This is a genomic window from Rhizobium sp. BK529 (assembly GCF_014194105.1).
Classification (GTDB): domain Bacteria; phylum Pseudomonadota; class Alphaproteobacteria; order Rhizobiales; family Rhizobiaceae; genus Rhizobium.
Genome location: NZ_JACIAU010000001.1, coordinates 3,312,672 through 3,335,641, shown reverse-complemented (window position 1 = coordinate 3,335,641; position 22,970 = coordinate 3,312,672). Strand labels below are relative to the sequence as shown.

The window sequence follows — 22,970 nt, the reverse complement described above, 5'->3', positions numbered from 1 at the left end:
CCTTGGCCGCGAATGCAATCGGGGATAGCCCCTATGCTGGCGCTGCCTATAAACCAATTATGCAGCGATGGAAAGAGGCTCTCCCGCAGCGGGTTTCAAGGCCCTGCAATGGCGTTCCGGATCATCGCGTCGTACCCCTCGGGATCCTGCAGCATGGCGAAATGGCTTGCATCCTTCAGTACGACGAGTTTTGCGCCCGGAATCTCCTTTGCCATCATTTCGGTATGGTCGAGCTTCACGGCCTCGTCGTGGTCCCCGATGGCGAGCGTGACCGGCACTGTGATCTTTCCGAGGTCGGCTGCCGTCCAGGCGGGCTGTGTTGCCCACATATCGGAGATCTGGTTGACGAAGGCATCGTACTCGTTCGGCGTCGGCGACAGTTTCTTGTAATATTCGCCGGCGACGTTGATGTAATCGTTGAACGTCTTGTTGTTCATCACATCGGATTTTACGCCGTCGGTCGTGACATTGGCCGCCTGTGCGATGACGCGTACAAGCTTTTCCGGATGCTTCATTGCCATGTCGATGCCGATGATGCCGCCATCCGACCATCCGACCAGCGTCACCTTGCCGATCTTCAGATAGTCGAGCAACGCGACATAGTCGGACGTCATCAGATCATAACCGAAAGGCTGTTGGCTGCGCGTCGAGCGCCCGTGGCCGCGGCTATCGGCAACGATGACAAGATGATCCTTAGCAAAATCGGCGACCTGATATCCCCAGACGTCGGCATTTCCAAGTCCACCATGGATGAAGAGGATAGGGTCCCCTTCGCCATACTCGGCGTAATACATCTTGATGTCGTTCACATCCGCCATGCCGCTCGTTTTGGGCGTCGGCATCGCAGGAAAGGCAGGAAGGCCGGCCCAGCGCTCGGCGGATTGAGCGCTGGCAACGGTCAGAAACAGCGAAAAGAACGTCAGTATTCCCAGTGTAATTCTGCGCATATTCTTCCCCTTTGGTTGGCCTTTGTGGTCCGCCAGGAAACATACCGCATCGTCATTGTCTGGCAATTGCCGCGATGCTCGCGGTTGCCCGTCAGCCGAAGACGCGCTTCGGCCGGAATTCGCCCTGTCCGATCTCGCCGATAGCGATCAGCCTGCCGCGTGCCGTCGCATAGGCCTCGCTTTCGGCAATCGGAGCATCTCTGCCGCGCACCAGGATGGGATTGCCCATCTTCAGCCGGTGCGCCTGGTCGTCGCTGATAACAAGATGTGGCAGGGCCGACAGCGCTTCGCAGGTATCGATCAGCAGGGCATCGAGCGCGGCAAGGCGCTCATCCATGTCCTCGATCTCTTCAAGCGCGGTGAGCTTGACAAGCGGCACCATCGTCTCTTCGGCGAACGGCGCAACGAAAGTCCGGCGCAGGCCGGAAATATGGCCGTAGCAGCCGAGCTCGCGGCCGAAATCGCGTGCAAGCGCCCGCACGTAGGTACCCTTTCCGCATTCCACCTCGAAATGCGCCGTATTGGAACCCGGGCAGGCGAGAAGCGTCAGGCGATGAATCGCGACTTCGCGCGAGGGTATCTCGACCACCTCGCCATCACGTGCCAGATCATAGGCCCGCTCGCCGGCGATTTTGATGGCTGAGAACTGCGGCGGGACCTGGCTGATCGTACCGATATATTTCGGCAGGATGTCACGGATCTGCTGCTCGCTGGGCCGCTTGTCGGAGCTCAGCGTAACCTCGCCTTCGAGGTCGTCGGTCGCCCGCTCTTCGCCCCAAGTCACCGTAAATTCGTAGATCTTGCGGCCGTCCATCACATAGGGAACGGTCTTGGTGGCATCGCCGAGCGCGATCGGCAGCATCCCGGATGCGAGCGGATCAAGCGTGCCGGCATGACCGCATTTCTGAGCCTTGAAGAGCCACTTGATCTTGGAAACGGCTTCCGTCGAGCCGAAATCCACCGGCTTGTCGAGGATCAGCCAGCCGGAAACCGGGCGGCCCTTGGGTTTGCGTGGTTTGGACATCTGTTCTTCTGTTATTCGTCGTCGCTGTCGAGATCGCGACTCACCTCGGGCGAGCGCAAGAGGTCGTCGATCTTCTTATAATTGTCGAAGCTGGTATCGTCGCGGAAGCGCACTTCCGGCATGTATTTCATCTGCCGCAGCTGCGGCCCGAGTCGGCCGCGAATGAACTTCGCGTTGCGGTTCAGCGCATCGATGACGACACTGTGGTCGGAAACGCCGAGCGGCGTCACATAGGCCGTGGCGATCTTGAGGTCGGGCGACATGCGCACCTCGGAGATCGAGATCACTGTCGCCTCGATGATGTCGTCGCGCACTTCGCCACGCTGCAGCACCTGGGTTATTGCTGCGCGAACCTGTTCGCCAACGCGCAGCATGCGCTGCGAAGGTGCCGAGGATGTGGGTCTTGTTGCCATTGTTCTTTATCCCAAAAGGATCGGGCGCCGGACTGGATCATCCGGCGCCCGTCCAAGATTTCAATCGTGATCCGATCAGAGCGTGCGCGTGATATGTTCCACGCGGAAGCACTCGATCGTATCGCCGGCGCGGATATCCTCGTAATTCTCGAAGGCCATGCCGCATTCCTGGCCCATCGGCACTTCGGAAACCTCGTCCTTGAAGCGCTTGAGCGTCTTGAGCTTGCCTTCGTGGATGACGACGTTGTCGCGGATGAGGCGCACGCCCGCACCACGTTCGACCTTGCCTTCGGTGACGCGGCAACCAGCAACCTTGCCAACCCTGGTGATGTTGAACACTTCCAGGATTTCGGCATTGCCGAGGAAGGTTTCGCGCCGTTCCGGCGACAGAAGACCCGACATCGCCGCCTTCACGTCATCCACGAGGTCGTAGATGATGTTGTAGTAGCGGATTTCGATACCCTGGCGTTCGGCAAGCGTACGAGCCTGCGAATTGGCGCGGACGTTGAAGCCGATGATGGCAGCACCGGAGGCCTCGGCGAGCGAAAGATCCGATTCCGTGATACCGCCGACCGCCGAGTGGACGATACGGGCGCGCACTTCGTCGGTGCCGAGCTTTTCGAGAGCACCGGCGATCGCTTCGATCGAACCCTGCACGTCGCCCTTGATGACCAGCGGGAATTCCTTGACGCCGGTCGTCTGGAGCTGCGTCATCATCTGTTCCAGCGAACCGCGCTGTCCCGACTGGCGGGCAGCGGCCTTGTCGCGGGCAAGACGCTGACGGTATTCCGAGATCTCGCGGGCACGGCTTTCGTTTTCGACGACGGCGAACTTGTCGCCGGCCTGCGGCGTACCGGAGAGACCGAGCACTTCGACCGGCATGGCCGGTGGCGCCTCTTTCATGTGCTCGCCCTTGTCGTTGACTAGGGCGCGGACGCGACCCCAGACATCGCCGGCGACGATGATCTGACCGGGCTTGAGCGTACCGTTCTGAACGAGAACCGTTGCAACCGAGCCGCGGCCGCGGTCAAGCTGGGCTTCGATAACAGTACCTTCCGCGGTGCGGTTCGGATTGGCCTTGAGATCAAGGATTTCCGCCTGCAGCAGAACGGCTTCGAGCAGCTTGTCGAGGTTCTTGCCGGTCTTGGCAGATACTTCGACGTCAAGCGTTTCACCGCCCATCGATTCCACGAAGACTTCATGCTGCAGAAGCTGGTTGCGAACCTTCTGCGGGTCAGCCTCGTGCTTGTCGATCTTGTTGATCGCCACGATGATCGGAACACCGGCCGCCTTGGCGTGATTGATCGATTCGATCGTCTGCGGCATGACGCTGTCGTCGGCCGCTACGACGAGGATCGCGATATCGGTCGCCTGCGCACCGCGGGCACGCATGGCCGTGAAGGCTGCGTGGCCGGGCGTGTCGATGAAGGTGATCTTCTGACCGTTCTGCTCCACCTGATAGGCACCGATATGCTGCGTGATGCCGCCTGCTTCGCCAGCAACCACGTTGGCATGGCGGATGGCGTCGAGCAGCGAGGTCTTGCCGTGGTCGACGTGCCCCATAATGGTGACGACGGGCGGACGCGAAACACGATCGCCTTCGACGTCGGCGACATTGAAGATGCCGAGTTCGACGTCGGATTCGGAGACGCGCTTGACCGTGTGGCCGAATTCGCCGGCAATGAGTTCTGCAAGGTCGGCGTCGATGACGTCGCCCGGCTTCATCATCTGGCCTTCCTTCATCAGGAACTTGATGACGTCGACCGCACGTTCAGACATACGCTGCGACAGTTCCTGAATGGTGATGGTCTCCGGCAGGACGACTTCGCGCGAAATCTTCTCACGCGTTTCCTGCATCTGGCTGCGGCGGAATTTCTCCTGGCGGCGACGCATGGAGGCAAGCGAACGCCCGCGTGCATTGCCTTCGTCATCGACGTCTGCGGTCGTCACGGTCAGCTTGCCCCGGCGGCGGTCTTCCTCGCTCTTCGGGCGGGTCGTCACTGGCTTTGCGGGCTCCGGACGAACCGGGCGACCACGGACCGGACCGCCGCGCGAAGTGCCACGTTCATCATCTTCGCCTTCACTACGGCGACCACGGGCGCCTGCCGGCGCACCCGGCGCAGGCCGGGCCGTTGAGGGCGACGGAGTGGCTTCCGGACGGCGAGCGGCCGGTGCGGATGGCGGTGTCGGCTGCTGCGGACGCTGAGTTTCAACGCGCGCTTCCGCTACGGGAGCAGCAGGTGCCGGAGCTTCGGCCTCGGCGGCTGCTGCCGCCTCGGCCTGGCGTGCAGCCTCTTCTGCAGCGCGCTGCTTGGCCTCTTCCGCTTCGGCAGCCTGACGTGCAGCCTCTTCGACGGCACGGCGCTTTTCTTCCTCCGCGCGGCGGATGGCATCCTGGGCGTCACGGGCCTGCGCTTCGGCAAGCGCGCGGCGGCGGGCATCCATTTCTTCCGGCGAAAGGTGGTTCAGCACAACGGGGCGCGGACGATCCTGCTGGCGCGGTGGCTGGTAGGATTGCTGCGGCCGCTGGTTGCTCTGCTGCGGGCGCTGGTTGTTCTGGCCGCCGGGCTGATGGACGCGCGGGGCTGGCGCCGGCTGCTGCGGGCGAGCCTGCACGGGCGCCGGTGCTGGTTCGGGCGCGCGCGCCGGAGCAGCGGGAGCAGGCGTGATCGGCTTTTCGTCTTCAGGGCGCATCGGGCGCCGCTTGCGGGTCTCGACGACGACCGCCTTGGTGCGACCGCGACCCATATCTTGGCGAACGGTACCCTGGCTCATCCCTGATGGTTTCAAGGTGAGGGTCTTCTTCCCCGTTACGCTGAGTGTCTTGTCGTCGTTGCTGTCGGTCATTCGTTCCCGTTCCTTCGGACAGGGAACGATGAAACCATCATACCCTGTCAATCACATACAATCGATCAATGATATTGGGGCCGGCTTCCGCCGGTGACCGCATCATTGTTTTTGCTGGCCAGCGCCGCCCGGTGCCCGGGACTGACCGCCGTTACGGTACTGTTCGAGCATCTTTGCGCGCTTCACTACACCCTCACCTGCCTGCCCTGCAAGCACTGCGGCATGGATAAAAGTATTCTGGCCCATCACCCCTTCCATTTCGTTCTCCGAGAAGAGACGGAAGGAAGGTATTTCCTCCTCGGTTTCCATTCCGAGGTGCCAGGCCTTGCGGGCCTGGTCTATTTTTCTGACACCGTCGGCTGCCGCATCCGTCGAGTGGAACACCGCAAGCGCAGCTCCGCTGCGGATTGCTGCATCCACCTTGGCGGAGCCGGTGACGAGCTGGCCTGCTTTGCGCGCCATGTTCATCATCTGCAGGAGTTGCTGCAAAAACAGCCGCTCCAATCTCTCGCCGAGGTCATCGGCGGCCTTCACATCGGCCTTCAGGGCGCGGGCGAAGAGCTTCTTCGCCACCGCCTTTTCCACCAGTGACCGATCGATCTTCACCCAGCAGCCGCGTCCCGGCAGCTCGCGCTTAAGATCCGGCACCACCGTCCCGTCAGGGGCGGCCACGAAACGGATCAGCTCATCAGGCGATCCGCTCTCGCGTGTCACGATGCACATGCGGCCGTTCACGTCGTAACCTGCAAGATCGTCGTCCTCAGGAGATGTGTCCGGCGTTAGCGTCATTATGCGTCCTGCTCGGCAGCATCGGCCTCAACAGCCTCTGTGTCCTTCGCAAGGTCTTCCTCTGTGATCCAGCCGGCCAGCAGGCGGGCCTGCACGACCATCTGTTCGGCTTCGACACGCGAAATGTCGAATTTCGAGAACAGGCCCTCGAACTTCTTCGTCTCGCCGTTCTTGCGTTCGGTCCAGCCGACGAGGTCGTCGGCTGCACAGCCTGCGAAATCCTCGATCGTCTTGATGCCGTCCTCGCCGAGCGCGACCATCATCTGGGCAGTCATGCCATCGATCTGGCGCAGCTCGTCGGAAACGCCGAGAGCCTTGCGCTTCTCGTCCATTTCTGCCTCGAGCTTTTCGAGGAATTCGCGGGCGCGGGTCTGGATTTCCTGCGCGGTATCTTCGTCGAAGCCGTCGATCGATGAGATTTCGTCGAGATCGACATAGGCCAGTTCTTCGACGGCAGCGAAGCCTTCCGAAGCCAGAACCTGTCCGACCATCTCGTCGACGTCGAGCGCATCCATGAAGAGGTTGGTGCGCTCGTTGAATTCCTTCTGACGGCGTTCCGATTCTTCGGCTTCCGTCATGATATCGATGTCCCAGCCCGTCAGTTGCGAAGCGAGACGAACGTTCTGGCCGCGGCGGCCGATGGCGAGCGAAAGCTGCTCGTCCGGTACGACCACTTCGATGCGCTCTGCGTCCTCGTCGAGAACGACCTTGGCGACTTCGGCCGGCTGCAGCGCGTTGACGACGAAGGTCGCCGGGTCCTGCGACCAGGGAATGATGTCGATCTTCTCGCCCTGGAGCTCGCCGACGACGGCCTGAACGCGAGAACCACGCATACCGACGCAGGCACCGACCGGATCGATCGAACTATCGTTCGAGATCACGGCGATCTTGGCGCGCGAACCCGGATCGCGGGCGACCGACTTCACCTGAATGATGCCGTCGTAGATCTCGGGCACTTCCATGGTGAAGAGCTTGACCATGAACTGCGGATGCGTGCGCGACAGGAAGATCTGCGGGCCGCGCTGCTCGCGACGCACATCATATACGTATGCGCGGACGCGATCGCCATAGCGGACGTTCTCGCGCGGGATCATTTCGTCGCGGCGGATAATGCCTTCGCCACGGCCGAGGTCGACGATGACGTTGCCATATTCGACGCGCTTGACCGTGCCGTTGACGATTTCGCCGACGCGATCCTTGAATTCGTCGAACTGGCGGTCACGCTCGGCTTCGCGCACCTTCTGCACGATGACCTGCTTGGCCGACTGCGCGGCGATACGGCCGAAATCCATCGGCGGCAGCGGATCGGCAATGAAATCGCCGATGGCAGCGTCCGGGTTGCGGTCGCGGGCCAATTCCAGCGGGATTTGGGTGGAATAGTCTTCAGCCTTCTCGACGACTTCGAGCAGGCGCTGCAGACGGATTTCACCGGTCTTCGGGTTAATGTCGGCGCGGATATTGGATTCGGTACCGTAACGGGAGCGCGCCGCCTTCTGGATGGCATCGGCCATCGCGGCAAGCACGATTTCGCGGTCGATGACCTTTTCGCGCGCCACTGCATCTGCGATCTGCAGAAGTTCGAGCCGGTTTGCGCTGACTGCCATTGTTCTGTTTCTCCGTCCTTGACTACCCGGGTTCCCGTCCCTGGAGCTTACGTTGATCGGTTATTCTTCGTCGTCCGCTTCGTTCTGGTTCGCAGCCTGCGCCTTCGCCAGCTTGTCGGCGCGCAGCGCATCGCGGATCAGATCGTCGGTCAGAATGAGTTTGGCATCGCTGAGCGCTGTGAAGGGGATGACGACCTTCTGCTCCTCGCCGTAGGCAACTTGATCACGTTCGATCGTAAACCCGTCGGCGTCCGCTTCGACGATCTTGCCGCGGAAGCGTTTGCGATTGCCGATCATGATCGACGTTTCGCACTTCACGAGGTGGCCCTGCCAGCGAGTGAAATCGGATTTCCGCACCAGAGGGCGGTCGATACCCGGCGAAGACACCTCGAGATGATACTCTTTATCGATCGGATCTTCCACATCGAGCACCGGAGAAATCGCCATGGAGACCTGCTCGCAGTCCTCGACGGTCATCGTGCCATCGTTCTTCTCGGCCATGACCTGCATCGTCATGCCGTTCTGATTGAGCATGCGCACGCGAATGAGGCGGAAGCCCATGTCCACGAGCACAGGTTCGATGATATCGGCGAGGCGCTGGTCAAGCCCGGTCTCGGTGATCAGCCGCGGCTCGCGTTCGTTGTCTGCGTTTGTCAGATCCGACAAGCGGTGCGCTCCCTGCGATTTTCTGGCATTCGGGATGATCGCGCTAACAAAAAAGAGCGGGTCCTCGCGGCCCACTCTTCATCGTACGATCAAGAATTTGAGTGCCATATAGTCCCGTTCTATAGAAATTGCAAGGTCGAACGCGATTCCGTCTCTTTGGCCTCTCAAGCGCAAGCTAACCTATGGCGAGCATTTATCTTCCGCATATATTGCTTATCAAGGCATGCGATAAAAACGGGGGAAGCGTGGCCAGTACGACATCGACATTTGCGCCTTTGCGGCACGAGACCTATCGCACCATCTGGTTTGCAAGTCTCGCCTCGAATTTCGGCGGCCTCATCCAGGCCGTCGGTGCCGCTTGGATGATGACGAGCATCACGTCATCCGAGGATATGGTTGCACTGGTCCAGACCTCGACGGCGCTGCCAGTCATGCTCTTCTCGCTGATCTCAGGCGCACTCGCCGACAATTATGATCGACGCCGGATCATGCTGACGGCGCAATCGGCAATGCTCGTGGTCTCGATCCTGTTGACGGCTTGCGCCATCCTTGGATGGATTACACCCGGTCTACTTCTGTTCTTCACGTTTCTCATCGGCTGCGGCACGGCGCTCAACAATCCCTCCTGGCAGGCCTCGGTCGGCGACATGGTGCCGCGCGCCGATTTGCCGGATGCAGTCACGCTGAACAGCATGGGCTTCAATATAACCCGCAGCGTCGGTCCGGCGATCGGTGGTGCCATCGTGGCCGCCGCCGGTGCGGCCGCGGCCTTTGCGGTGAACGCGCTGAGCTATGTCGCCCTGATCTATGCACTGTTTCGCTGGCGGCCGAACACGCCGGCCTCGACATTGCCGCGGGAAACACTTGGCAGCGCCATCTTTGCCGGCATGCGCTATGTCTCCATGTCCCCCAATCTCGAAAAGATCCTCCTGAGAGGACTGGTGTTCGGAATCGGCGCAAGCTCCATCCAAGCGCTGTTGCCTGTCGTCGCGCTTGATCTCGTTTCCGGCGGGCCGCTGACCTATGGTTTCATGCTCGGCGCCTTCGGCATCGGCGCGATAGCCGGCGCGGTGCTCAGCGCCAAACTGCGCGAAATGTTTTCCAGCGAGACGATCATCCGTCTCGCCTTCCTTGGTTTTGCGCTGAGCGCCGTGATCGCGGCTCTGAGCCCAAGCGCCGTGCTCACCTCCGCCGGATTGCTGATTGCCGGCGCCTGCTGGGTTTTTGCGCTTTCGCTCTTCAACACCATCGTCCAGCTATCCACGCCGCGCTGGGTGGTCGGCCGCTCCCTTTCGCTCTATCAGACCGTCACTTTCGGCGGCATTGCCGGCGGCAGCTGGCTCTGGGGCGTTGTCGCCAACAATTACGGTCTTTCCAACGCATTGCTGATGTCGGCTGCGGTCCTGCTGCTTGGCATCGTCATTGGCCTGCGATTTTCCATGCCCGCTTTCGCCTCGCTCAATCTCGATCCGCTCAACCGCTTCATCGAGCCGGCTCTCGGCCTGGACATCACGCCACGCAGCGGCCCGATTGTCGTCCAGGTCGATTACCAGATTGCCGACGACGATCTGGCCGAATTCATGACGCTGATGGGCGAGCGCCGCCGCATCCGTATCCGTGATGGCGCCCGCAATTGGGCTCTGATGCGCGATCTCCAAAATCCCGGGCTCTGGACGGAAACCTATCACACGCCGACCTGGGTCGAGTATATAAGGCATAATCTGCGCCGAACGCAGGCCGATGCCGAAAATACCGACCGGCTTCGCGCGCTGCACCGCGGCGAAAGCCCACCGGGTGTTCGCCGCATGATCGAGCGCCAGGCCATACCGCCCGTCGACGACGTCTTCCACAAAGCCCCGATCGATCTGCATCATTGAGACCAGGCATGCACATGTTCAGAACCGCGCGGTTGTCCGATCTTCCTGACATCGTCCGCATGCTCGCCGATGATGACCTCGGCAGCACGCGCGAGGTCGTCTCCGACCCAATCGACGCACGCTATCTCGCCGCCTTTGCCGCAATCGACGTGGACCCCAACCAGTTGCTTGCCGTTGCAAGTGACGAGACGGACCGGGTTATCGGCTGCCTGCAATTGAGCTTTATTCCAGGTCTTTCGAGAACGGGCATGTGGCGCGGCCAGATTGAGAGCGTGCGTATTGCAAGCCACCGTCGCGGTTCCGGACTTGGCTCGCAATTCGTCGAATGGGCGGTCGCCCGCTGCGCCGAGCGCGGCTGCGGTCTCGTCCAGCTCACCACAGACAAAACGCGCGCAGATTCGATCCGTTTCTATGAAAAGCTCGGCTTCGTGGCGAGCCATGAAGGGCTGAAGCGCAGTCTATGACATGGCGTGTGGCGTTACTTCAGTTTGCCCTTCATCGACTCCTCTGGAAAGCAGGTCGGTTTCATGCCGTTCCTTTCCTGCCATTGGCCGATCGAGCGGCGTGTCTTGTAGCCTGGCAACCCGTCGGTGCCGCCGACATCGTAACCCTGCCGCTCCAGCGCGTGCTGCATGGCGGCGACATCCGAGCGCAGCATCTTGCCAACGTCACCCCATTGCCCCTGGAAGGCACCAGAACCGAGGGCAATGCGGTCGGCGAGATTGCCGATGTAGAGCGCATAGAGATCGGAGTTGTTATATTCCTTGATGATGTAGAAATTGGGCGTGACGATGAATTGTGGCCCGTCGCGCCCGGCCGGCACCAGCATCATGCCCTGCGCCTTTAATTCGCCGGACGGAAAGCCCTTGCCGGAGATGCGGTCGACGCCAAGCGACGCCCAGTGGGACAGGGGCTTGGCAAGGTCAGGCCCTTCCTGCGCACAGGAGACGGCTTGCGGGATCGTCACCTCGAATCCCCAGTCGCGACCACGCTGCCACCCCTTCTTCACGAGGAAATTCGCGATCGAGGCGAGCGTGTCAGGAACCGAGGTCCAGATGTTGCGGTGACCGTCGCCGTCAAAATCGACCGCATATTTCAGGTAGCTGGTCGGCATGAACTGCGGCTGGCCGAGTGCCCCTGCCGACGATCCCTTGAAATCTGCAGGTGTTACGTCGCCACCGTCGAGAATATGGAGAGCAGCGATCAGCTCCATGCGGAACATGTCCTTGCGGGTCGACATGAAGGCCTTGGTCGCCAATACCTCGATTGCCGAACTGGGGATCTTTGCTGCACCAAAGCCGGTCTCGCGGCCCCATATCGCCAGCACGATTGACCCCGGCACGCCATAGATCTTTTCAATGCGGCTGAGCGTCGAGGCATATTGCGAGGCAAAGCCGCGCCCGGTCATGGCGAGCCGTCTCAGCCGATCCTCGTTGAAATAGGGACCGGGTGAGGAAAATTCCGCCTGCGTCTGCTTCTGCTCCTTCGGTGGCGGAAAGCCGGGAGGGGCGAGATCAGTGAGGGTCCAATTGAGTTCAACACCGGAAAAGGCGGCCCGAAAAGTCTTCTCCGAAATGCCGTTCTTTTTCGCCTCCGGCCAGAGATTGGCCTGTAGCCATCTGTCGAATTGCGCTTCGACATCGGCCTTTGATGGGCCAGCAAGGACGGGGGAGGGGAAAAGCGCCGTTAGCATGATGAGCGTCAATATCAGCAACCGCCGCAAAATACCCCCGTCTGGCCTGCCGGGCATCTCTCCCATAGGTCGGGAGATTGATTGGATGCACTGTTTTCCGCCAGCTACCGACGTCTCAACCTGGCAAGCAGTTAGTGAGGCGGGAAACCAAAGCCGCTTCTGATCTCCCACCTTGTGGAGGAGATGCCCGGCAGGGCAGAGAGGGGTAGCTCGCCGCATCCTCAATTCCCTCATATTGCCGTCCGCGCTCGAAGCGCCGCCGACAGCGTACCCTCATCGAGATAGTCGAGTTCGCCGCCCACAGGCACGCCGTGGGCCAGCCGCGTGATCTTCACATTGAGATCGGCAAGCTGGTCGGCGATGTAATGCGCCGTCGTCTGCCCCTCGACGGTGGCATTGACCGCGATGATGATTTCCTTGATGCCGCCTTCGCTAACGCGATTGATCAGTCCGCGGATATTGAGGTCGTCAGGCCCGACGCCGTCGAGCGGCGAGAGCGTGCCGCCGAGCACATGGTAGGCGGCATTCAGCGCTCCGGCACGCTCCAGAGCCCAGAGGTCGGAGACATCCTCGACGACGATGATGACGGACTGGTCGCGCTGCGCATCAGTGCAGACCGTGCAGGGATCGACCGTATCGACATTGCCGCATCGCGAGCAGATCTTCACCTTGTCATAGGCCTCGCCCATCGCATGCGAAAGAGGACCTAGAAGCTGGTCCTTCTTCTTGATCAGATGCAGTGCCGCCCGCCGCGCCGAGCGCGGCCCAAGGCCCGGCACTTTCGCCAGAAGCTGGATCAGTTTTTCGATTTCGGGGCCGGTGACTCGCTTTGCCATGCGCCGTTCTTAACTGATATGGAACGAAAACGGAATCGCGGAAGAATCGCTGCAACCATGAAAATCCTCGCCGTCTGCCGAGGCACAGCCGAAAAGCTGCCCGGCAAGAGCTACAAGACCGGTATTTTCAAGCACGCCGTCAGCGGCGGCGTCATGATCGATGCGGAAGGTATCGTGGGCGACGCGATCTGCAACAGGAAACATCATGGCGGGGCCGATCAGGCTGTCTATATCGAAGGATCGCTGACGCTCGACTGGTGGGCGAGGGAACTCGGCGAACCCGTCACTCCTGGAACATTCGGGGAGAACCTCGTTATTGAAGGCCTCGACAACCGACAGGTCGCGGTTGGCGACCGTTTCACGACAGGCAAACTGATCCTCGAGGTCACTTCCTGCCGCATCCCCTGCGCCACATTCGCCGCCAGGATGAACGACCCGAAATTCGTCAAGCGCTATACAACGGCCGCTCGTCCCGGCATTTATTGCCGCGTTATTCACGTCGGCATTGTCGAAGCCGGCACGCCAGTGCGTCATCAAGCCTATGCGGGTGCGAGAGTGATGATGCCGGAAATGATGGAAACCTTCGGCCGCCGGCTTTCGGACGGCGACCGGGTGCGATACCTCGCGTCTCCGATTCATTATAAATTGCGGGCGATCCTGCAGGCCGAGGCCTAGCTTAGCGCATCGCAATCGTGACGGCAGCCCCGGCCATTGTTCCCGCGCTCACCCGGTTGGCGATCCGTACTGCGCGACGGCTCCTCAGGAAACCGCGCGCTTTGGCGGCAAGGAACATCCAGCTGCAATCGACGATAGCAAGGACGACGAACAGGGTGACGACGAGTTCGGCCCAGCCGGCGAGAGACACCGAGGGGATGTCGATGATTGACGGCAGAAGGGCCACGTAGAACAACATGATCTTTGGGTTGCCGAGGGCAATCGCCAGGCCGGTCAAAAACATCCGGCCGCGCGAGCGCTCCTGCGGCAGCTCCTCTTCCTCGACATCGGCTTTGGCGAACCACATCCGCCAGGCGAGATAAAGAAGATAGAGCACGCCGAGCCATTTGATGACGACGAAAACATGGTAGAAGCTCTCGGCAATGGCCGAGAGGCCGGCAATCGCGCAGGTGAGCCAGATCGCATCTCCGGCCCACATGCCAAAGAGGAAGGGCAGCACGTCACGCGCGCCTTTCGAAATGACGCGGGCCACGAGCGCCGCAATGCTTGGTCCGGGTGTGCCGGCGGCAATGAAAAGAGCGCCGGCAAAAGCCAGCAATGTCGTGAGCGTCATCATCTCCCGTCTCCTCCTCCGGGACCAGGCGGTAAAATCAGAACGGCAGCTTGAAGCCGGGCGGGATCGACAGGCCGGCTGTCAGCGCCTTGGTCTTTTCGGCGGCAATCGCCTCGGCCTTATCCTTGGCGTCCTTGTGGGCGGCAACGATCAGGTCTTCGAGGATCTCCACATCGTCTTCCTTGAAGAGAGAGGGGTCGATCTTCAGGCTCTTCAGCTCGCCTTTGCCTGAAATGATGACGGTCACGAGGCCACCGCCTGCCTTGCCTTCGGCAGTCAGCTCGGCAATCTCAGCCTGCATCTGCTCCATCTTGGCCTGCATTTCCTTGACTTTGCCCATCATGCCCATGATGTCGCGCATCGTCTTCTCCTTCTTGAACTCAGAATTCTATGTCGTCGCCCGGCAGAATGTCGCCTTCTTCGGATTCCGCGGCGGCAGGCAGTGCAACCTCCTCGGCTTCTTCCTCCGGCGTCGGCGCCCTCACACGCACGTCGATGATCTTGGCGCCCGGAAACTGGGCGAGGATCGCCGCGACATCGGGATCCTGACGCGCATCGCTGACGCGCTGTTCCTGCGCCCTGGCTTCCGCCTCCACCATTGTCGGCGCGCCTTCCTCGCGGCTGAGGCTGACGATCCAGTGGATGCCCGTCCATTCCTTGAGCTTGACGGCGAGCTCGTTCAGCAGCGTGCCGGGTGCGCCTTCGGTAAGGTTCACATCCAGCCGGCCCGGCTCGATGCGCACAGGTCGTACGAAATTGCGCACCAGCGCCTTCACCTTGACGTCGCGCTTCTCGCCGGCAAGATCGACGATATCGCCGATCGAATTGACGCGCACGAGCGGTTTCGGCGCTTCCGCGGGCCTCACCTCGGTGCGTCCGATAGCCTGAGGCTCCGGATTGGGCACGGCACGCAGCATGGCGGTCGGGCCTGACGGCTGCGGCCGCAGTGCAGGTTCGGGCGCTCGCGCCGTCACGTTCGTCTGATAGGGAACGCGCGTCCCGCTGCCGCCGCCGGAAGGTGCCGGTGAGGAGGAGCGGGACACTCCGTCGTCATTGGAGAATTCCGCAAGCCGCCGTGCCGCGTCTTCGGGAGCCGGCAGATGTGCGGCATGTGCCAGCCGGATCAGCACCATTTCGGCCGCGCCTGCCGTACGCGAAGAATTTTCCGTTTCCGGAATGCCCTTCAGCAGCATCTGCCAGATGCGCGAGAGCGTGGTGACGGCAATCCCTTGCGCAAATTCTGCTGCCTTGGTGCGCTCCACTTCGCTAAGCGAAGGATCGTTTGCGGCATCGGGCACATATTTCAGCCGCGTGACTAGATGCGTGAAATCGGCAAGATCCGTCAGCACTACGACCGGGTTTGCGCCCGCCTCGTACTGGCTCTGGAATTCATTGAGCGCGCTGGCCACTTCGCCGCGCACGATATGCTGGAAGAGATCGACGATGCGGGCACGGTCGGCAAGACCGAGCATGCCGCGCACAGCCTCCGCCTGCACTACGCCGCCACCGTGGGCAATCGCCTGGTCCATCAGCGACAGGCCGTCACGGGCCGAGCCCTCCGCGGCGCGCGCAATCATCGCGAGCGCATCCGGCTCCGCCTCGATGCCTTCTTTGGCGGCGATCGTCGAGAACAAGCCGACGAGATCCGAAGCGCTGATGCGGCGCAGGTCGAAGCGCTGGCAGCGGGAGAGAACGGTGATCGGAACCTTGCGGATTTCCGTTGTCGCGAAGATGAACTTCACATGTTCCGGCGGCTCCTCGAGCGTCTTCAACAACCCGTTGAACGCTGCCGTCGAAAGCATGTGCACTTCGTCGATGATATAGACCTTGAAGCGCGCTGAAACCGGCCGATAGCGCACCTGTTCGATGATCTCTCTGATGTCGTCGATACCGGTATGCGAGGCGGCGTCCATCTCGATCACATCGACATGGCGGCCTTCCATGATCGCCTGGCAATGTTCCCCAGGCACGCGAAGGTCGATCGTCGGCTTGTCGATATCGGCCGTCTTGTAGTTCAGCGCTCGCGCAAGAATGCGCGCCGTCGTCGTCTTGCCCACCCCGCGAACGCCGGTCAGCATATAGGCCTGCGCGATGCGGCCGGTCTCGAAGGCGTTGGTGAGGGTGCGGACCATCGGCTCTTGGCCGACCATCAGGTCCGTGAAATCCTTGGGGCGGTATTTGCGTGCCAGCACCCGGTATCCGGTGCCCGTCGAGGCGGCATCTTGTGACTGTCGCTCGGTGTCGCTCATCGCCCTGCTTGCGCCCGAAAGCCCGGGCTTCTTGGAAGAGAAGGTGGGAGGCTGGCACGATGACCCGTGCCGGGGCTCGTTAGGGCTGCTTCCTTCCGGACCTGACCCGGTTGGCGAGTGGCTCGTCCACCACCAACCTCCCGGATGCACATATCGGCAAAATCGTCATCAAATGCAAGCCAAGCTCCAAAAAAACTGCTAGTCCATTGGAAAACATGAGGAGAATGCCCTTGAGTGATTTCGTGCTCGACCTCAGGCTCGAAAGCGACAGCACCAGTATCATGGTCGTTGGCCTGTGCGATGTCCGGCTGTCCAAGGATGCCCGCTGGCCGTGGCTCATCCTGGTGCCGCGCCGGGCAGGCATCACCGAGATCTTCGAGCTGACGCCGCTCGATCAGGTGCTGCTCACTTTCGAAACCGAGCTTGTCTCCTCAGCGCTCAAGAAGGTCACTGGTGCCACAAAAATCAATATAGGGGCTCTTGGCAACATCGTCCGCCAGCTTCATGTTCATGTTATTGCGCGTTCCGAAGGTGATGCGAATTGGCCGGGCCCTGTCTGGGGCTTCGGCAAGGCTGAGCCTTATGAGGACGCAACCAGAGACGAATTCATAGCAAAGCTGCGGGAAGCCCTTTCACCATGAGTCATTCGCTTTTCGATTCGGATGTGCCGCATCCGGAACCCAGCAATCTCACGGCCTTCGCCGCCAACGACCTGAGCCGCGACAGCGAACATCGCGATGAAGGCTCGGTCGAAAAAGCGCTTGCCCGCGAAGGCACACATATCTTTGCCTTCGCCAAGGACAAGCTCGTGCTGAAGCATGACGGTCAGGTGCTTGATCCGCTCTTTGTCCGTTACGAGCTGCAGGAGCTGAAGCCGAATTGGGACGAGACCGTTCTGCTCGGTTACCGCAAGACCGGCGAACCGCGCCTTGCTGTGCCCGTCGGCATCGACGTCGAGGATATGGCGAGCCAATATAAACCCGTGGACGGCCGCTCGCTCTTTCGCGACCAGCTGGTCGATGAAATGTTGCTCGGCGAATTCGCGCAGGCTGCAAGTCTCATTCGCTGGAACAGCGACAACCGGTTTTGCGGCCGCTGCGGCTCGGTCATGGAAATCCATATCGGTGGCTACAAGCGCGTCTGCACCGCCTGCGAGCACATGATCTTCCCGCGCACCGACCCCGTCGTCATCATGTTGACGATCGATGAAGAGCGCGATCTCTGCCTGCTCGGTCGCAGCCCGCATTTTGCGCCGGGTATGTATTCCTGTCTGGCCGGCTTCGTGGAGCCCGGTGAGACAATCGAAAATGCCGTTCGTCGCGAAACGCTGGAGGAATCCGGTATCAAGACCGGCCGTATCCGCTATCATGCCTCGCAGCCCTGGCCGATGCCGCATTCGTTGATGATCGGCTGTTATGCCGAAGCGAAGTCGCGCGAGATCCACCGGGATGAAGCCGAGCTCGAGGATTGCCGCTGGTTCACCCGCGAGGAGACCATCGAAATGCTGGAGCGCCCCGGCGCCAACGGCAAGGCGCCGCCGCCGAAGGGTGCGATTGCCCATCGGCTGATGCGCGACTGGGTGGAGTGGAAACGCTAGGCAGAGGCTGTAATGTGGGGGCGATCGTCGTTCGTCTCTGGTCAGCTTGCATGAGGGTATAATCATGGTCGCCCGCTCGGAACGGCTGCTGACCCTGCTTCAGACGCTCCGGCGCTATCGGCGGCCGGTCACCGGCACCGTGCTTGCTGCAGAAACCGGCGTCAGCCTGCGCACGCTCTACCGCGACATTGCAAGCCTGCAGTCGCAGGGGGCGATGATCGAGGGTGAGGCGGGCATAGGTTACGTGCTGAAACCGGGCTTCATGCTGCCGCCGATGATGTTTTCCGAAGAAGAGCTGGAGGCGCTGGTGCTTGGCTCCCGCTGGGTGGCTCGCGCCGCCGAGCCGCGGCTTGCGAACGCCGGCGCCGATGCACTGGCAAAGATTGCCGCCGTCCTGCCGTCCGACATGCGTGAAATGGTCGATTCGGCGACGCTCTTCGTTGGCCGCAAGCGCCAGGACGAGGACAAGGCGGATGTCTCGGCCATCCGCAAGGCAATCCGCCTGGAGCGTGTGCTCGAACTGCATTACGGCGACGAGCAGGGTCGTGTCTCGCGCCGCCGTGTCTGGCCTTTCGCGCTCGGCTATTTCGAGCATGTGCGCATCATCATGGCCTGGTGCGAGCTGCGCCAGGATTTCCGCCATTTCCGCACCGATCGCATCATCGATATGACAGTCCATGAGACACGGTATCCACGCCGCCGCACGGCGCTCCTGAAGGAGTGGCGGGACACGCAGGATATTCCTGTCGAGCAGTGACGCTGCTGCCATAAACTGTCAGCAGGTGGCGCTATTATCAGTACCAGTCCAGCAGGAAAGGAGTACTGATCATGGGAATGCCTCAAGTCGTTCAATATGCCGGCCGTCGTACTTCCAAGGAAGCCGGAAGGACCCTTCGCTCTCGTCTGGTGCGCTTATTCGCAGATAGATTCACCAGAGCGTCATCACGCCGTCCGCGCCTTGATCTTGAGACGATCCCGCAATGGCGTAAACGCGATCTCGGCCTCATAGATGGTCAGGATTGGCGCGTCGGCGACGATCTCTTCCGGTAGCGCCGCGCGCCTGCCTCATTGATATTCCTCCCGGTAACGAAGCGGCGCTGCCAATAGCGCTGTAATCCGAAAGCTACTGCCATAAAATGGCAGTAGCTTTCGGCCGGGGATACTTTTCAACCGTAATCGGAGAACTGAAATGGCCAGCCCCAATCTCATTATCCTCTATGTCAAGGATCCCGCTGAAAGTGCCGCTTTCTACCGCAATATCCTGAGCCGTGAGCCGGCCGTGGAAGCACCGAATTTCGTCGCTTTCCCGCTGGATGGCGGTTTCACCCTCGGCCTCTGGCGCCGCAGCAAGGTCGAACCGCAGCCTTCCGCCATCGGCAATCGCGGCGAGGTCGCCTTCATGGTTGATGGCGAAAACGCAGTCGCAAGGCATTACGAAGACTGGCGCAGCCGCGGGCTGCCCGTCGCCCAGGAGCTGACCGAACTCGACTTCGGTCCCACCTTCGTCGTGCTGGATCCGGACGGACACCGGTTGCGCGTTTGTGAGCCGGATAAATAACTGGCAAATCGCACCCGAGAAGTCCCTCCGGCCCCCATGCCGGAGGGGCCATATTCGTTGCTAGCTGCAGCGCCTAAAGAAGTCCGCGCATCGGATGGCCCTTATAGACGCCGAGGATGCGGACCTTCTCGGAGAAGAAGCGCAATTCTTCAAGCGCGCGGCGCACATGCGGGTCGTTTGGATGGCCTTCGATATCGGCGTAGAACTGCGTCGCTACGAACTTGCCGCCGAGCTGATAGCTCTCGAGCTTGGTCATGTTGATGCCGTTCGTCGCAAAGCCGCCGAGCGCCTTGTAGAGCGCTGCCGGAATATTGCGGACGTTGAAGACGAAGGTGGTGACGATTTTCTCGTCGCTGACGGAGCGCTGTGCCCACTCCTCATCCCGCGACAGCACCACGAAGCGCGTCACGTTGTTTTCCGTGTCCTCGACATTCTCGGCGACGATGTCGAGCCCATAGAGATCAGCCGCAAGACGCGGCGCAAGCGCTGCCATGGAGCGGTCGCCGGTTTCCTTGACGAGCTTCGCAGCCCCTGCCGTATCGCCGGCGATCACGGGCTTCCAGCCGTTGGCGCGAACGATCTTGCGGCACTGGCCGAGCGCATGGATATGGCTGTGCACGGTGCGGATCTCGTCCTTTGTAACACCCGGCAATACCATGAGCTGAAACCGAATCGGCATGAAATATTCGCCGATGATGTGCAGGCGCGATTCCGGCAGCAGATGGTGGATGTCGGCGACACGGCCTGCGATCGTGTTCTCGATCGGGATCATGCCGATATCGGCGTCGCCATTGTCGACGGCGGTAAAAGCGTCCTCGAAGGTCTGGCAAGGCAACGGCTCCATCGTCGGGAACATGTCCCGGCACGCCATGTCGGAATTGGCGCCGAACTCGCCTTGGAAGGCGATCCTGTTGGTCTTGATGTTCATGAGGAAAATCCGTCAGTTGGCCTTCGCGGAGAGAATGCGCCACGCCTTTTCGAGGTCGGCGGGAGTATCGACACCGAGCGGAACCGTGTCAACGATCTCGACATCGATGCGCATGCCGGCTTCGAGCGCGCGCAACTGCTCCAGTGATTCGCGCTTTTCGAGTGTACCGCGCTCAAGAGAAACAAAGCGCTCGAGTGCGGCACGCCGATAGGCGTAAAGCCCGATATGGTGGTAAAGCGGTCCCTCACCATAGGGCGCGCTCGTGCGGGTGAAGTACAGCGCGCGCAGGCGACTTGCCGAAAGGGGGGTGCCGACAACCTTGACGATGTGTGGTGCCGTCTTGTCTTCCTCGTTGTCGATTACAGTCGTCAACGTAGCGATATCGACCTGCGGGTTCTCCAGGGGGCGCAATGCTGCGCGCACGGTTTCCGCGTCGATCGTCGGAAGATCACCTTGAACGTTCACGACGATTTTCGCCTTTCCGTCTGGATCAACCTTGGTGAGCGCTTCGAAAATGCGGTCCGAACCGACCTGATGGTCCTTGCTTGTCATGATCACTTCGAAGCCGGCTGCAGCCACGACGTCGTAAACTTCCTGCTCGTCGACCGCCACGATGACGCGCCCGATGGCCGCTTCGGCGGCCCGTTTTGCGACCTGCACGATCATCGGCAAACCACAAATATCGGCCAGCGGCTTGCCCGGAAGGCGGGTGGAGGCCAGGCGAGCTGGGATCAGCACCAGCACGTCATCTAATTTTGAATCAGTCATTGTTCGGGCCTTCTAATCCAGGCAGAAAAGTGGCAAAAAGTCTCACGCACAAGACCATTTAGACAGTTGCAACGAATAGCCAAAAGACATAGGTTCCGCGCAATTTCAAGATGGTCCGGTTTCTGGTCTGCCGGCTGCAAGGGGAGCATTGCAGATGAATTCATACGTCAATACGGCCGTGGGGGCACTGCTTGGAACGGTTTTCGTTCTGATGTCGGTTTCCATCGCGTCCGAGGGGATCTTCCATTCCGAGGCGCCGGAAAAGGAAGGTTTTGCCATCGTCGCCGAGGAAGCACCCGCCGCCGGCGGTGAGAGCGCACCTGCAGCCGCTGCTGTTCCGATTGCGAAACTTCTTGCAAGCGCCGATGCCAAGGCCGGCGAAACCGTATTTAAGAAGTGTCAGGCCTGTCATGACGGCACCAAGGGCGGACCGAACAAGGTTGGTCCGAATCTCTTTGGTGTCGTAGATCGCCCGATCGCCTCACATGAAGGCTTTGCCTATTCCTCTGCCATGAAGGATTTCTCCAAGGGCGGCAGCGAACATTGGACGTTCGAAAACCTCAACAAGTTCCTGACGGCGCCGAAGAAGGACGTTCCGGGCACGGCTATGGGCTTTGCCGGCCTGCCGAAGGATCAGGATCGCGCCAACGTCATTCTCTACCTGCACACGCTGGCTGATTCGCCGGTTGCGCTGCCGGATCCGAATGCTCCGGCTGCAACGCAGTAAGAGCCGTCGAGCGTTTTTAAGAAGAAGCCCGGCCTCGCGCCGGGTTTTTTGTTGCCTTAGGTGCCGAGGATATAAGCCCAGAAGGAAACTGTGATGGCGCCGAGCGCCGTGGTCACCGAGATCGTAGAGGCGGCCAGGCTGTGGCCGACACCGAAGCGATTGGCGATCAGCCAGGCATTTACCCCCGTCGGAACCGATGAAGTCAGTACCAGCGCCGCCGCCCATTCGTTGCTGAGGCCGAACAGGTGGCTTGCCGCCCACACGCACCCTGGCAGCAGCAGCAGCTTGAATGCGGAGGTCACGCTGGCGATCCCGATATTCCCTGAGACGCCGTATTTCTGGAGTGCCATGCCGAGCGAAATCAGCGCCGCCGGGCCGGCGGTGCCGGCGATCTGCCCAACGACGGTTCCGACCGTTGCCGGCATTGTCAGGCCCGAGACATGAAAGGCGGCGCCTGCGGCGATGCCGATGACAAGTGGATTATGCAGCAGATTCAAGCCGATCTGCTTGAGCACTTGAGCCATGCTGCGCTCGCTCTTGCCTGAAATCTTGCGTTCGGCATGTTCCATCATGATGGTGCCGGCCACCATCATGATAGGTAGATGGATGGCAAGCAGGATGGAAAGGGCGACGAGCCCTTCGCTGCCCACAGTGCGTTCGACCAGCGGCAGGCCGATGAAAATGTTGTTGGCGAAGGCCGAGGATACGCCGGCAAGCACGCCGATCCGCTCGTCGCGGCCGAAGAAACGCGTAGCGACGATGTGCCCGGCTGCCCACGTCACTGCGACGCCGGAAAAATAGACGGTCCAGAGCCGGAACGGCGATGCGCCGTGGAAATCGGCTTCGGCGATCGTGCGGAAAAGCAACAGGGGCACGGCGATCTTGAAGACGAACTCGCTCAAGGCATCGCCGACGCTTGCCGTCAGCACGCCGATGCGGACGATCAGCCAACCGATGAGAATGAGAAGGAAGATCGGAAGAACGTCGAAGATGATGGCTGACATGAACTGCTGCTCTGCGCGGGGAAGGTCCCGAGGTCTAGCAGCATATTGCCGGCCATGACAAATGCACGGCATGCATTTCTTTTCGCGTCGCAATAAAAAAGCGGGCTAAGCCCGCTTTTCCGCATCCGGTCCTGCCGGATACCCAGATCCGACAC

23 protein-coding genes and 1 other RNA gene are annotated in these 22,970 nt (G+C 60.9%); 8 read left to right on the top strand and 16 right to left on the bottom strand.

Annotated features, from left to right (window positions below; genetic code table 11):
- Positions 1-95: 95 nt before the first annotated feature.
- The 7 genes from FHX08_RS16715 to rimP all read right to left on the bottom strand — a co-directional run bounded on the left by FHX08_RS16715 (position 96) and on the right by rimP (position 8,290).
- Positions 96-947, bottom strand: a complete 852-nt coding sequence (locus FHX08_RS16715) for an alpha/beta fold hydrolase (RefSeq protein WP_132653117.1) — start codon at positions 945-947, stop codon at positions 96-98.
- Between the two features lie 91 nt (positions 948-1,038).
- On the bottom strand, positions 1,039-1,971 hold the full coding sequence (truB, locus tag FHX08_RS16710) for a tRNA pseudouridine(55) synthase TruB (RefSeq protein WP_132653116.1): 933 nt from the start codon (positions 1,969-1,971) through the stop codon (positions 1,039-1,041).
- Between the two features lie 11 nt (positions 1,972-1,982).
- The gene (rbfA, locus tag FHX08_RS16705) at positions 1,983-2,384 is read right to left on the bottom strand and encodes a 30S ribosome-binding factor RbfA (RefSeq protein WP_132653115.1); all 402 of its coding nucleotides are present in this window, start codon (positions 2,382-2,384) and stop codon (positions 1,983-1,985) included.
- Positions 2,385-2,459: 75 nt separating this feature from the next.
- Positions 2,460-5,231 carry a translation initiation factor IF-2 gene (infB, locus tag FHX08_RS16700; protein WP_132653114.1) on the bottom strand — a complete coding sequence of 924 codons (2,772 nt, stop codon included), beginning with the start codon at positions 5,229-5,231 and terminating at the stop codon, positions 2,460-2,462.
- A gap of 102 nt (positions 5,232-5,333) precedes the next feature.
- Positions 5,334-6,020 carry an RNA-binding protein gene (locus FHX08_RS16695; protein ID WP_132653113.1) on the bottom strand — a complete coding sequence of 229 codons (687 nt, stop codon included), beginning with the start codon at positions 6,018-6,020 and terminating at the stop codon, positions 5,334-5,336.
- Entirely contained in the window at positions 6,020-7,624 is a 1,605-nt protein-coding gene (gene nusA / locus FHX08_RS16690; protein ID WP_132653112.1) for a transcription termination factor NusA, read from the bottom strand. Before nusA ends, FHX08_RS16695 begins: the two co-directional genes overlap by 1 nt.
- A gap of 60 nt (positions 7,625-7,684) precedes the next feature.
- The gene (gene rimP / locus FHX08_RS16685) at positions 7,685-8,290 is read right to left on the bottom strand and encodes a ribosome maturation factor RimP (RefSeq protein ID WP_112564901.1); all 606 of its coding nucleotides are present in this window, start codon (positions 8,288-8,290) and stop codon (positions 7,685-7,687) included.
- 245 nt (positions 8,291-8,535) lie between these two features.
- Between rimP and FHX08_RS16680 the strand changes: the two genes are divergently transcribed.
- Together FHX08_RS16680 and FHX08_RS16675 are read left to right on the top strand one after the other, a co-directional pair.
- A complete protein-coding gene (locus tag FHX08_RS16680) occupies positions 8,536-10,167 on the top strand; it encodes an MFS transporter (RefSeq protein WP_132653111.1) in 1,632 nt (543 codons plus the stop codon).
- 8 nt (positions 10,168-10,175) lie between these two features.
- Entirely contained in the window at positions 10,176-10,631 is a 456-nt protein-coding gene (locus FHX08_RS16675) for a GNAT family N-acetyltransferase (protein WP_132653110.1), read from the top strand.
- A 14-nt stretch (positions 10,632-10,645) separates the two neighbouring features.
- Here FHX08_RS16675 and FHX08_RS16670 read toward each other — a convergent pair whose 3' ends face one another.
- On the bottom strand, positions 10,646-11,860 hold the full coding sequence (locus FHX08_RS16670; RefSeq protein WP_245508255.1) for a lytic murein transglycosylase: 1,215 nt from the start codon (positions 11,858-11,860) through the stop codon (positions 10,646-10,648).
- Between the two features lie 230 nt (positions 11,861-12,090).
- Positions 12,091-12,696, bottom strand: coding sequence for a recombination mediator RecR (gene recR / locus FHX08_RS16665; protein ID WP_132653108.1), 606 nt, complete (start codon positions 12,694-12,696; stop codon positions 12,091-12,093).
- Positions 12,697-12,753: 57 nt separating this feature from the next.
- Here recR and FHX08_RS16660 point away from each other — a divergent pair, with 57 nt between their 5' ends.
- The gene (locus tag FHX08_RS16660; RefSeq protein WP_245508247.1) at positions 12,754-13,371 is read left to right on the top strand and encodes an MOSC domain-containing protein; all 618 of its coding nucleotides are present in this window, start codon (positions 12,754-12,756) and stop codon (positions 13,369-13,371) included.
- A gap of 1 nt (position 13,372) precedes the next feature.
- Here the strand turns inward: FHX08_RS16660 and FHX08_RS16655 are convergent, their stop codons facing one another.
- The 4 genes from FHX08_RS16655 to ffs form a co-directional block, all read right to left on the bottom strand.
- Positions 13,373-13,984, bottom strand: coding sequence for a LysE family translocator (locus tag FHX08_RS16655; RefSeq protein ID WP_132653240.1), 612 nt, complete (start codon positions 13,982-13,984; stop codon positions 13,373-13,375).
- Positions 13,985-14,021: 37 nt separating this feature from the next.
- A complete protein-coding gene (locus tag FHX08_RS16650; RefSeq protein WP_132653106.1) occupies positions 14,022-14,345 on the bottom strand; it encodes a YbaB/EbfC family nucleoid-associated protein in 324 nt (107 codons plus the stop codon).
- Positions 14,346-14,364: 19 nt separating this feature from the next.
- Positions 14,365-16,233: a DNA polymerase III subunit gamma/tau gene (locus FHX08_RS16645; RefSeq protein ID WP_132653105.1), complete on the bottom strand. Its 1,869-nt coding sequence runs from the start codon at positions 16,231-16,233 to the stop codon at positions 14,365-14,367.
- 43 nt (positions 16,234-16,276) lie between these two features.
- Positions 16,277-16,374: signal recognition particle sRNA small type (gene ffs, locus FHX08_RS16640), an RNA gene on the bottom strand.
- 89 nt (positions 16,375-16,463) lie between these two features.
- Here ffs and FHX08_RS16635 point away from each other — a divergent pair.
- The 4 genes from FHX08_RS16635 (at position 16,464) to FHX08_RS16620 (ending at position 19,388) form a co-directional block, all read left to right on the top strand.
- Entirely contained in the window at positions 16,464-16,874 is a 411-nt protein-coding gene (locus FHX08_RS16635) for an HIT domain-containing protein (protein WP_132653104.1), read from the top strand.
- The gene (gene nudC / locus FHX08_RS16630) at positions 16,871-17,830 is read left to right on the top strand and encodes an NAD(+) diphosphatase (RefSeq protein WP_184327335.1); all 960 of its coding nucleotides are present in this window, start codon (positions 16,871-16,873) and stop codon (positions 17,828-17,830) included. The genes FHX08_RS16635 and nudC overlap by 4 nt, the downstream gene beginning before the upstream one ends.
- 61 nt (positions 17,831-17,891) lie before the next feature.
- The gene (locus FHX08_RS16625) at positions 17,892-18,587 is read left to right on the top strand and encodes a YafY family protein (RefSeq protein ID WP_132653239.1); all 696 of its coding nucleotides are present in this window, start codon (positions 17,892-17,894) and stop codon (positions 18,585-18,587) included.
- Positions 18,588-19,019: 432 nt separating this feature from the next.
- A complete protein-coding gene (locus FHX08_RS16620; protein ID WP_112542837.1) occupies positions 19,020-19,388 on the top strand; it encodes a VOC family protein in 369 nt (122 codons plus the stop codon).
- Positions 19,389-19,461: 73 nt separating this feature from the next.
- On the opposite strand, the gene FHX08_RS16615 is transcribed toward FHX08_RS16620, so the two are convergent.
- Both FHX08_RS16615 and FHX08_RS16610 read right to left on the bottom strand, forming a co-directional pair.
- On the bottom strand, positions 19,462-20,316 hold the full coding sequence (locus FHX08_RS16615) for a prephenate dehydratase (protein WP_132653102.1): 855 nt from the start codon (positions 20,314-20,316) through the stop codon (positions 19,462-19,464).
- A 12-nt stretch (positions 20,317-20,328) separates the two neighbouring features.
- Entirely contained in the window at positions 20,329-21,084 is a 756-nt protein-coding gene (locus FHX08_RS16610; RefSeq protein WP_132653101.1) for a 3-deoxy-manno-octulosonate cytidylyltransferase, read from the bottom strand.
- A gap of 154 nt (positions 21,085-21,238) precedes the next feature.
- Here FHX08_RS16610 and FHX08_RS16605 point away from each other — a divergent pair, with 154 nt between their 5' ends.
- Complete coding sequence (locus FHX08_RS16605) at positions 21,239-21,811, top strand: cytochrome c family protein (RefSeq protein ID WP_132653100.1); 573 nt, start codon at positions 21,239-21,241, stop codon at positions 21,809-21,811.
- A 56-nt stretch (positions 21,812-21,867) separates the two neighbouring features.
- Here the strand turns inward: FHX08_RS16605 and FHX08_RS16600 are convergent, their stop codons facing one another.
- Positions 21,868-22,815, bottom strand: coding sequence for an AEC family transporter (locus tag FHX08_RS16600; RefSeq protein ID WP_132653099.1), 948 nt, complete (start codon positions 22,813-22,815; stop codon positions 21,868-21,870).
- Between the last annotated feature and the right edge of the window lie 155 nt (positions 22,816-22,970).

Bases quoted from the DNA above. Each gene is read 5' to 3' on its own strand.
- recR (WP_132653108.1), bottom strand. From the start codon at position 12,696: ATGGCAAAGCGAGTCACCGGCCCCGAAATCGAAAAACTGATCCAGCTT.
- FHX08_RS16650 (WP_132653106.1), bottom strand. From the start codon at position 14,345: ATGCGCGACATCATGGGCATGATGGGCAAAGTCAAGGAAATGCAGGCC.
- truB (WP_132653116.1), bottom strand. From the start codon at position 1,971: ATGTCCAAACCACGCAAACCCAAGGGCCGCCCGGTTTCCGGCTGGCTG.
- FHX08_RS16645 (WP_132653105.1), bottom strand. From the start codon at position 16,233: ATGAGCGACACCGAGCGACAGTCACAAGATGCCGCCTCGACGGGCACC.
- FHX08_RS16620 (WP_112542837.1), top strand. From the start codon at position 19,020: ATGGCCAGCCCCAATCTCATTATCCTCTATGTCAAGGATCCCGCTGAA.
- FHX08_RS16610 (WP_132653101.1), bottom strand. From the start codon at position 21,084: ATGACTGATTCAAAATTAGATGACGTGCTGGTGCTGATCCCAGCTCGC.
- nusA (WP_132653112.1), bottom strand. From the start codon at position 7,624: ATGGCAGTCAGCGCAAACCGGCTCGAACTTCTGCAGATCGCAGATGCA.
- FHX08_RS16675 (WP_132653110.1), top strand. From the start codon at position 10,176: ATGCACATGTTCAGAACCGCGCGGTTGTCCGATCTTCCTGACATCGTC.
- nudC (WP_184327335.1), top strand. From the start codon at position 16,871: ATGAGTCATTCGCTTTTCGATTCGGATGTGCCGCATCCGGAACCCAGC.
- infB (WP_132653114.1), bottom strand. From the start codon at position 5,231: ATGACCGACAGCAACGACGACAAGACACTCAGCGTAACGGGGAAGAAG.
- FHX08_RS16670 (WP_245508255.1), bottom strand. From the start codon at position 11,860: ATGCTAACGGCGCTTTTCCCCTCCCCCGTCCTTGCTGGCCCATCAAAG.
- rbfA (WP_132653115.1), bottom strand. From the start codon at position 2,384: ATGGCAACAAGACCCACATCCTCGGCACCTTCGCAGCGCATGCTGCGC.
- FHX08_RS16715 (WP_132653117.1), bottom strand. From the start codon at position 947: ATGCGCAGAATTACACTGGGAATACTGACGTTCTTTTCGCTGTTTCTG.
- FHX08_RS16605 (WP_132653100.1), top strand. From the start codon at position 21,239: ATGAATTCATACGTCAATACGGCCGTGGGGGCACTGCTTGGAACGGTT.
- FHX08_RS16655 (WP_132653240.1), bottom strand. From the start codon at position 13,984: ATGACGCTCACGACATTGCTGGCTTTTGCCGGCGCTCTTTTCATTGCC.
- FHX08_RS16615 (WP_132653102.1), bottom strand. From the start codon at position 20,316: ATGAACATCAAGACCAACAGGATCGCCTTCCAAGGCGAGTTCGGCGCC.
- FHX08_RS16600 (WP_132653099.1), bottom strand. From the start codon at position 22,815: ATGTCAGCCATCATCTTCGACGTTCTTCCGATCTTCCTTCTCATTCTC.
- FHX08_RS16695 (WP_132653113.1), bottom strand. From the start codon at position 6,020: ATGACGCTAACGCCGGACACATCTCCTGAGGACGACGATCTTGCAGGT.
- FHX08_RS16660 (WP_245508247.1), top strand. From the start codon at position 12,754: ATGAAAATCCTCGCCGTCTGCCGAGGCACAGCCGAAAAGCTGCCCGGC.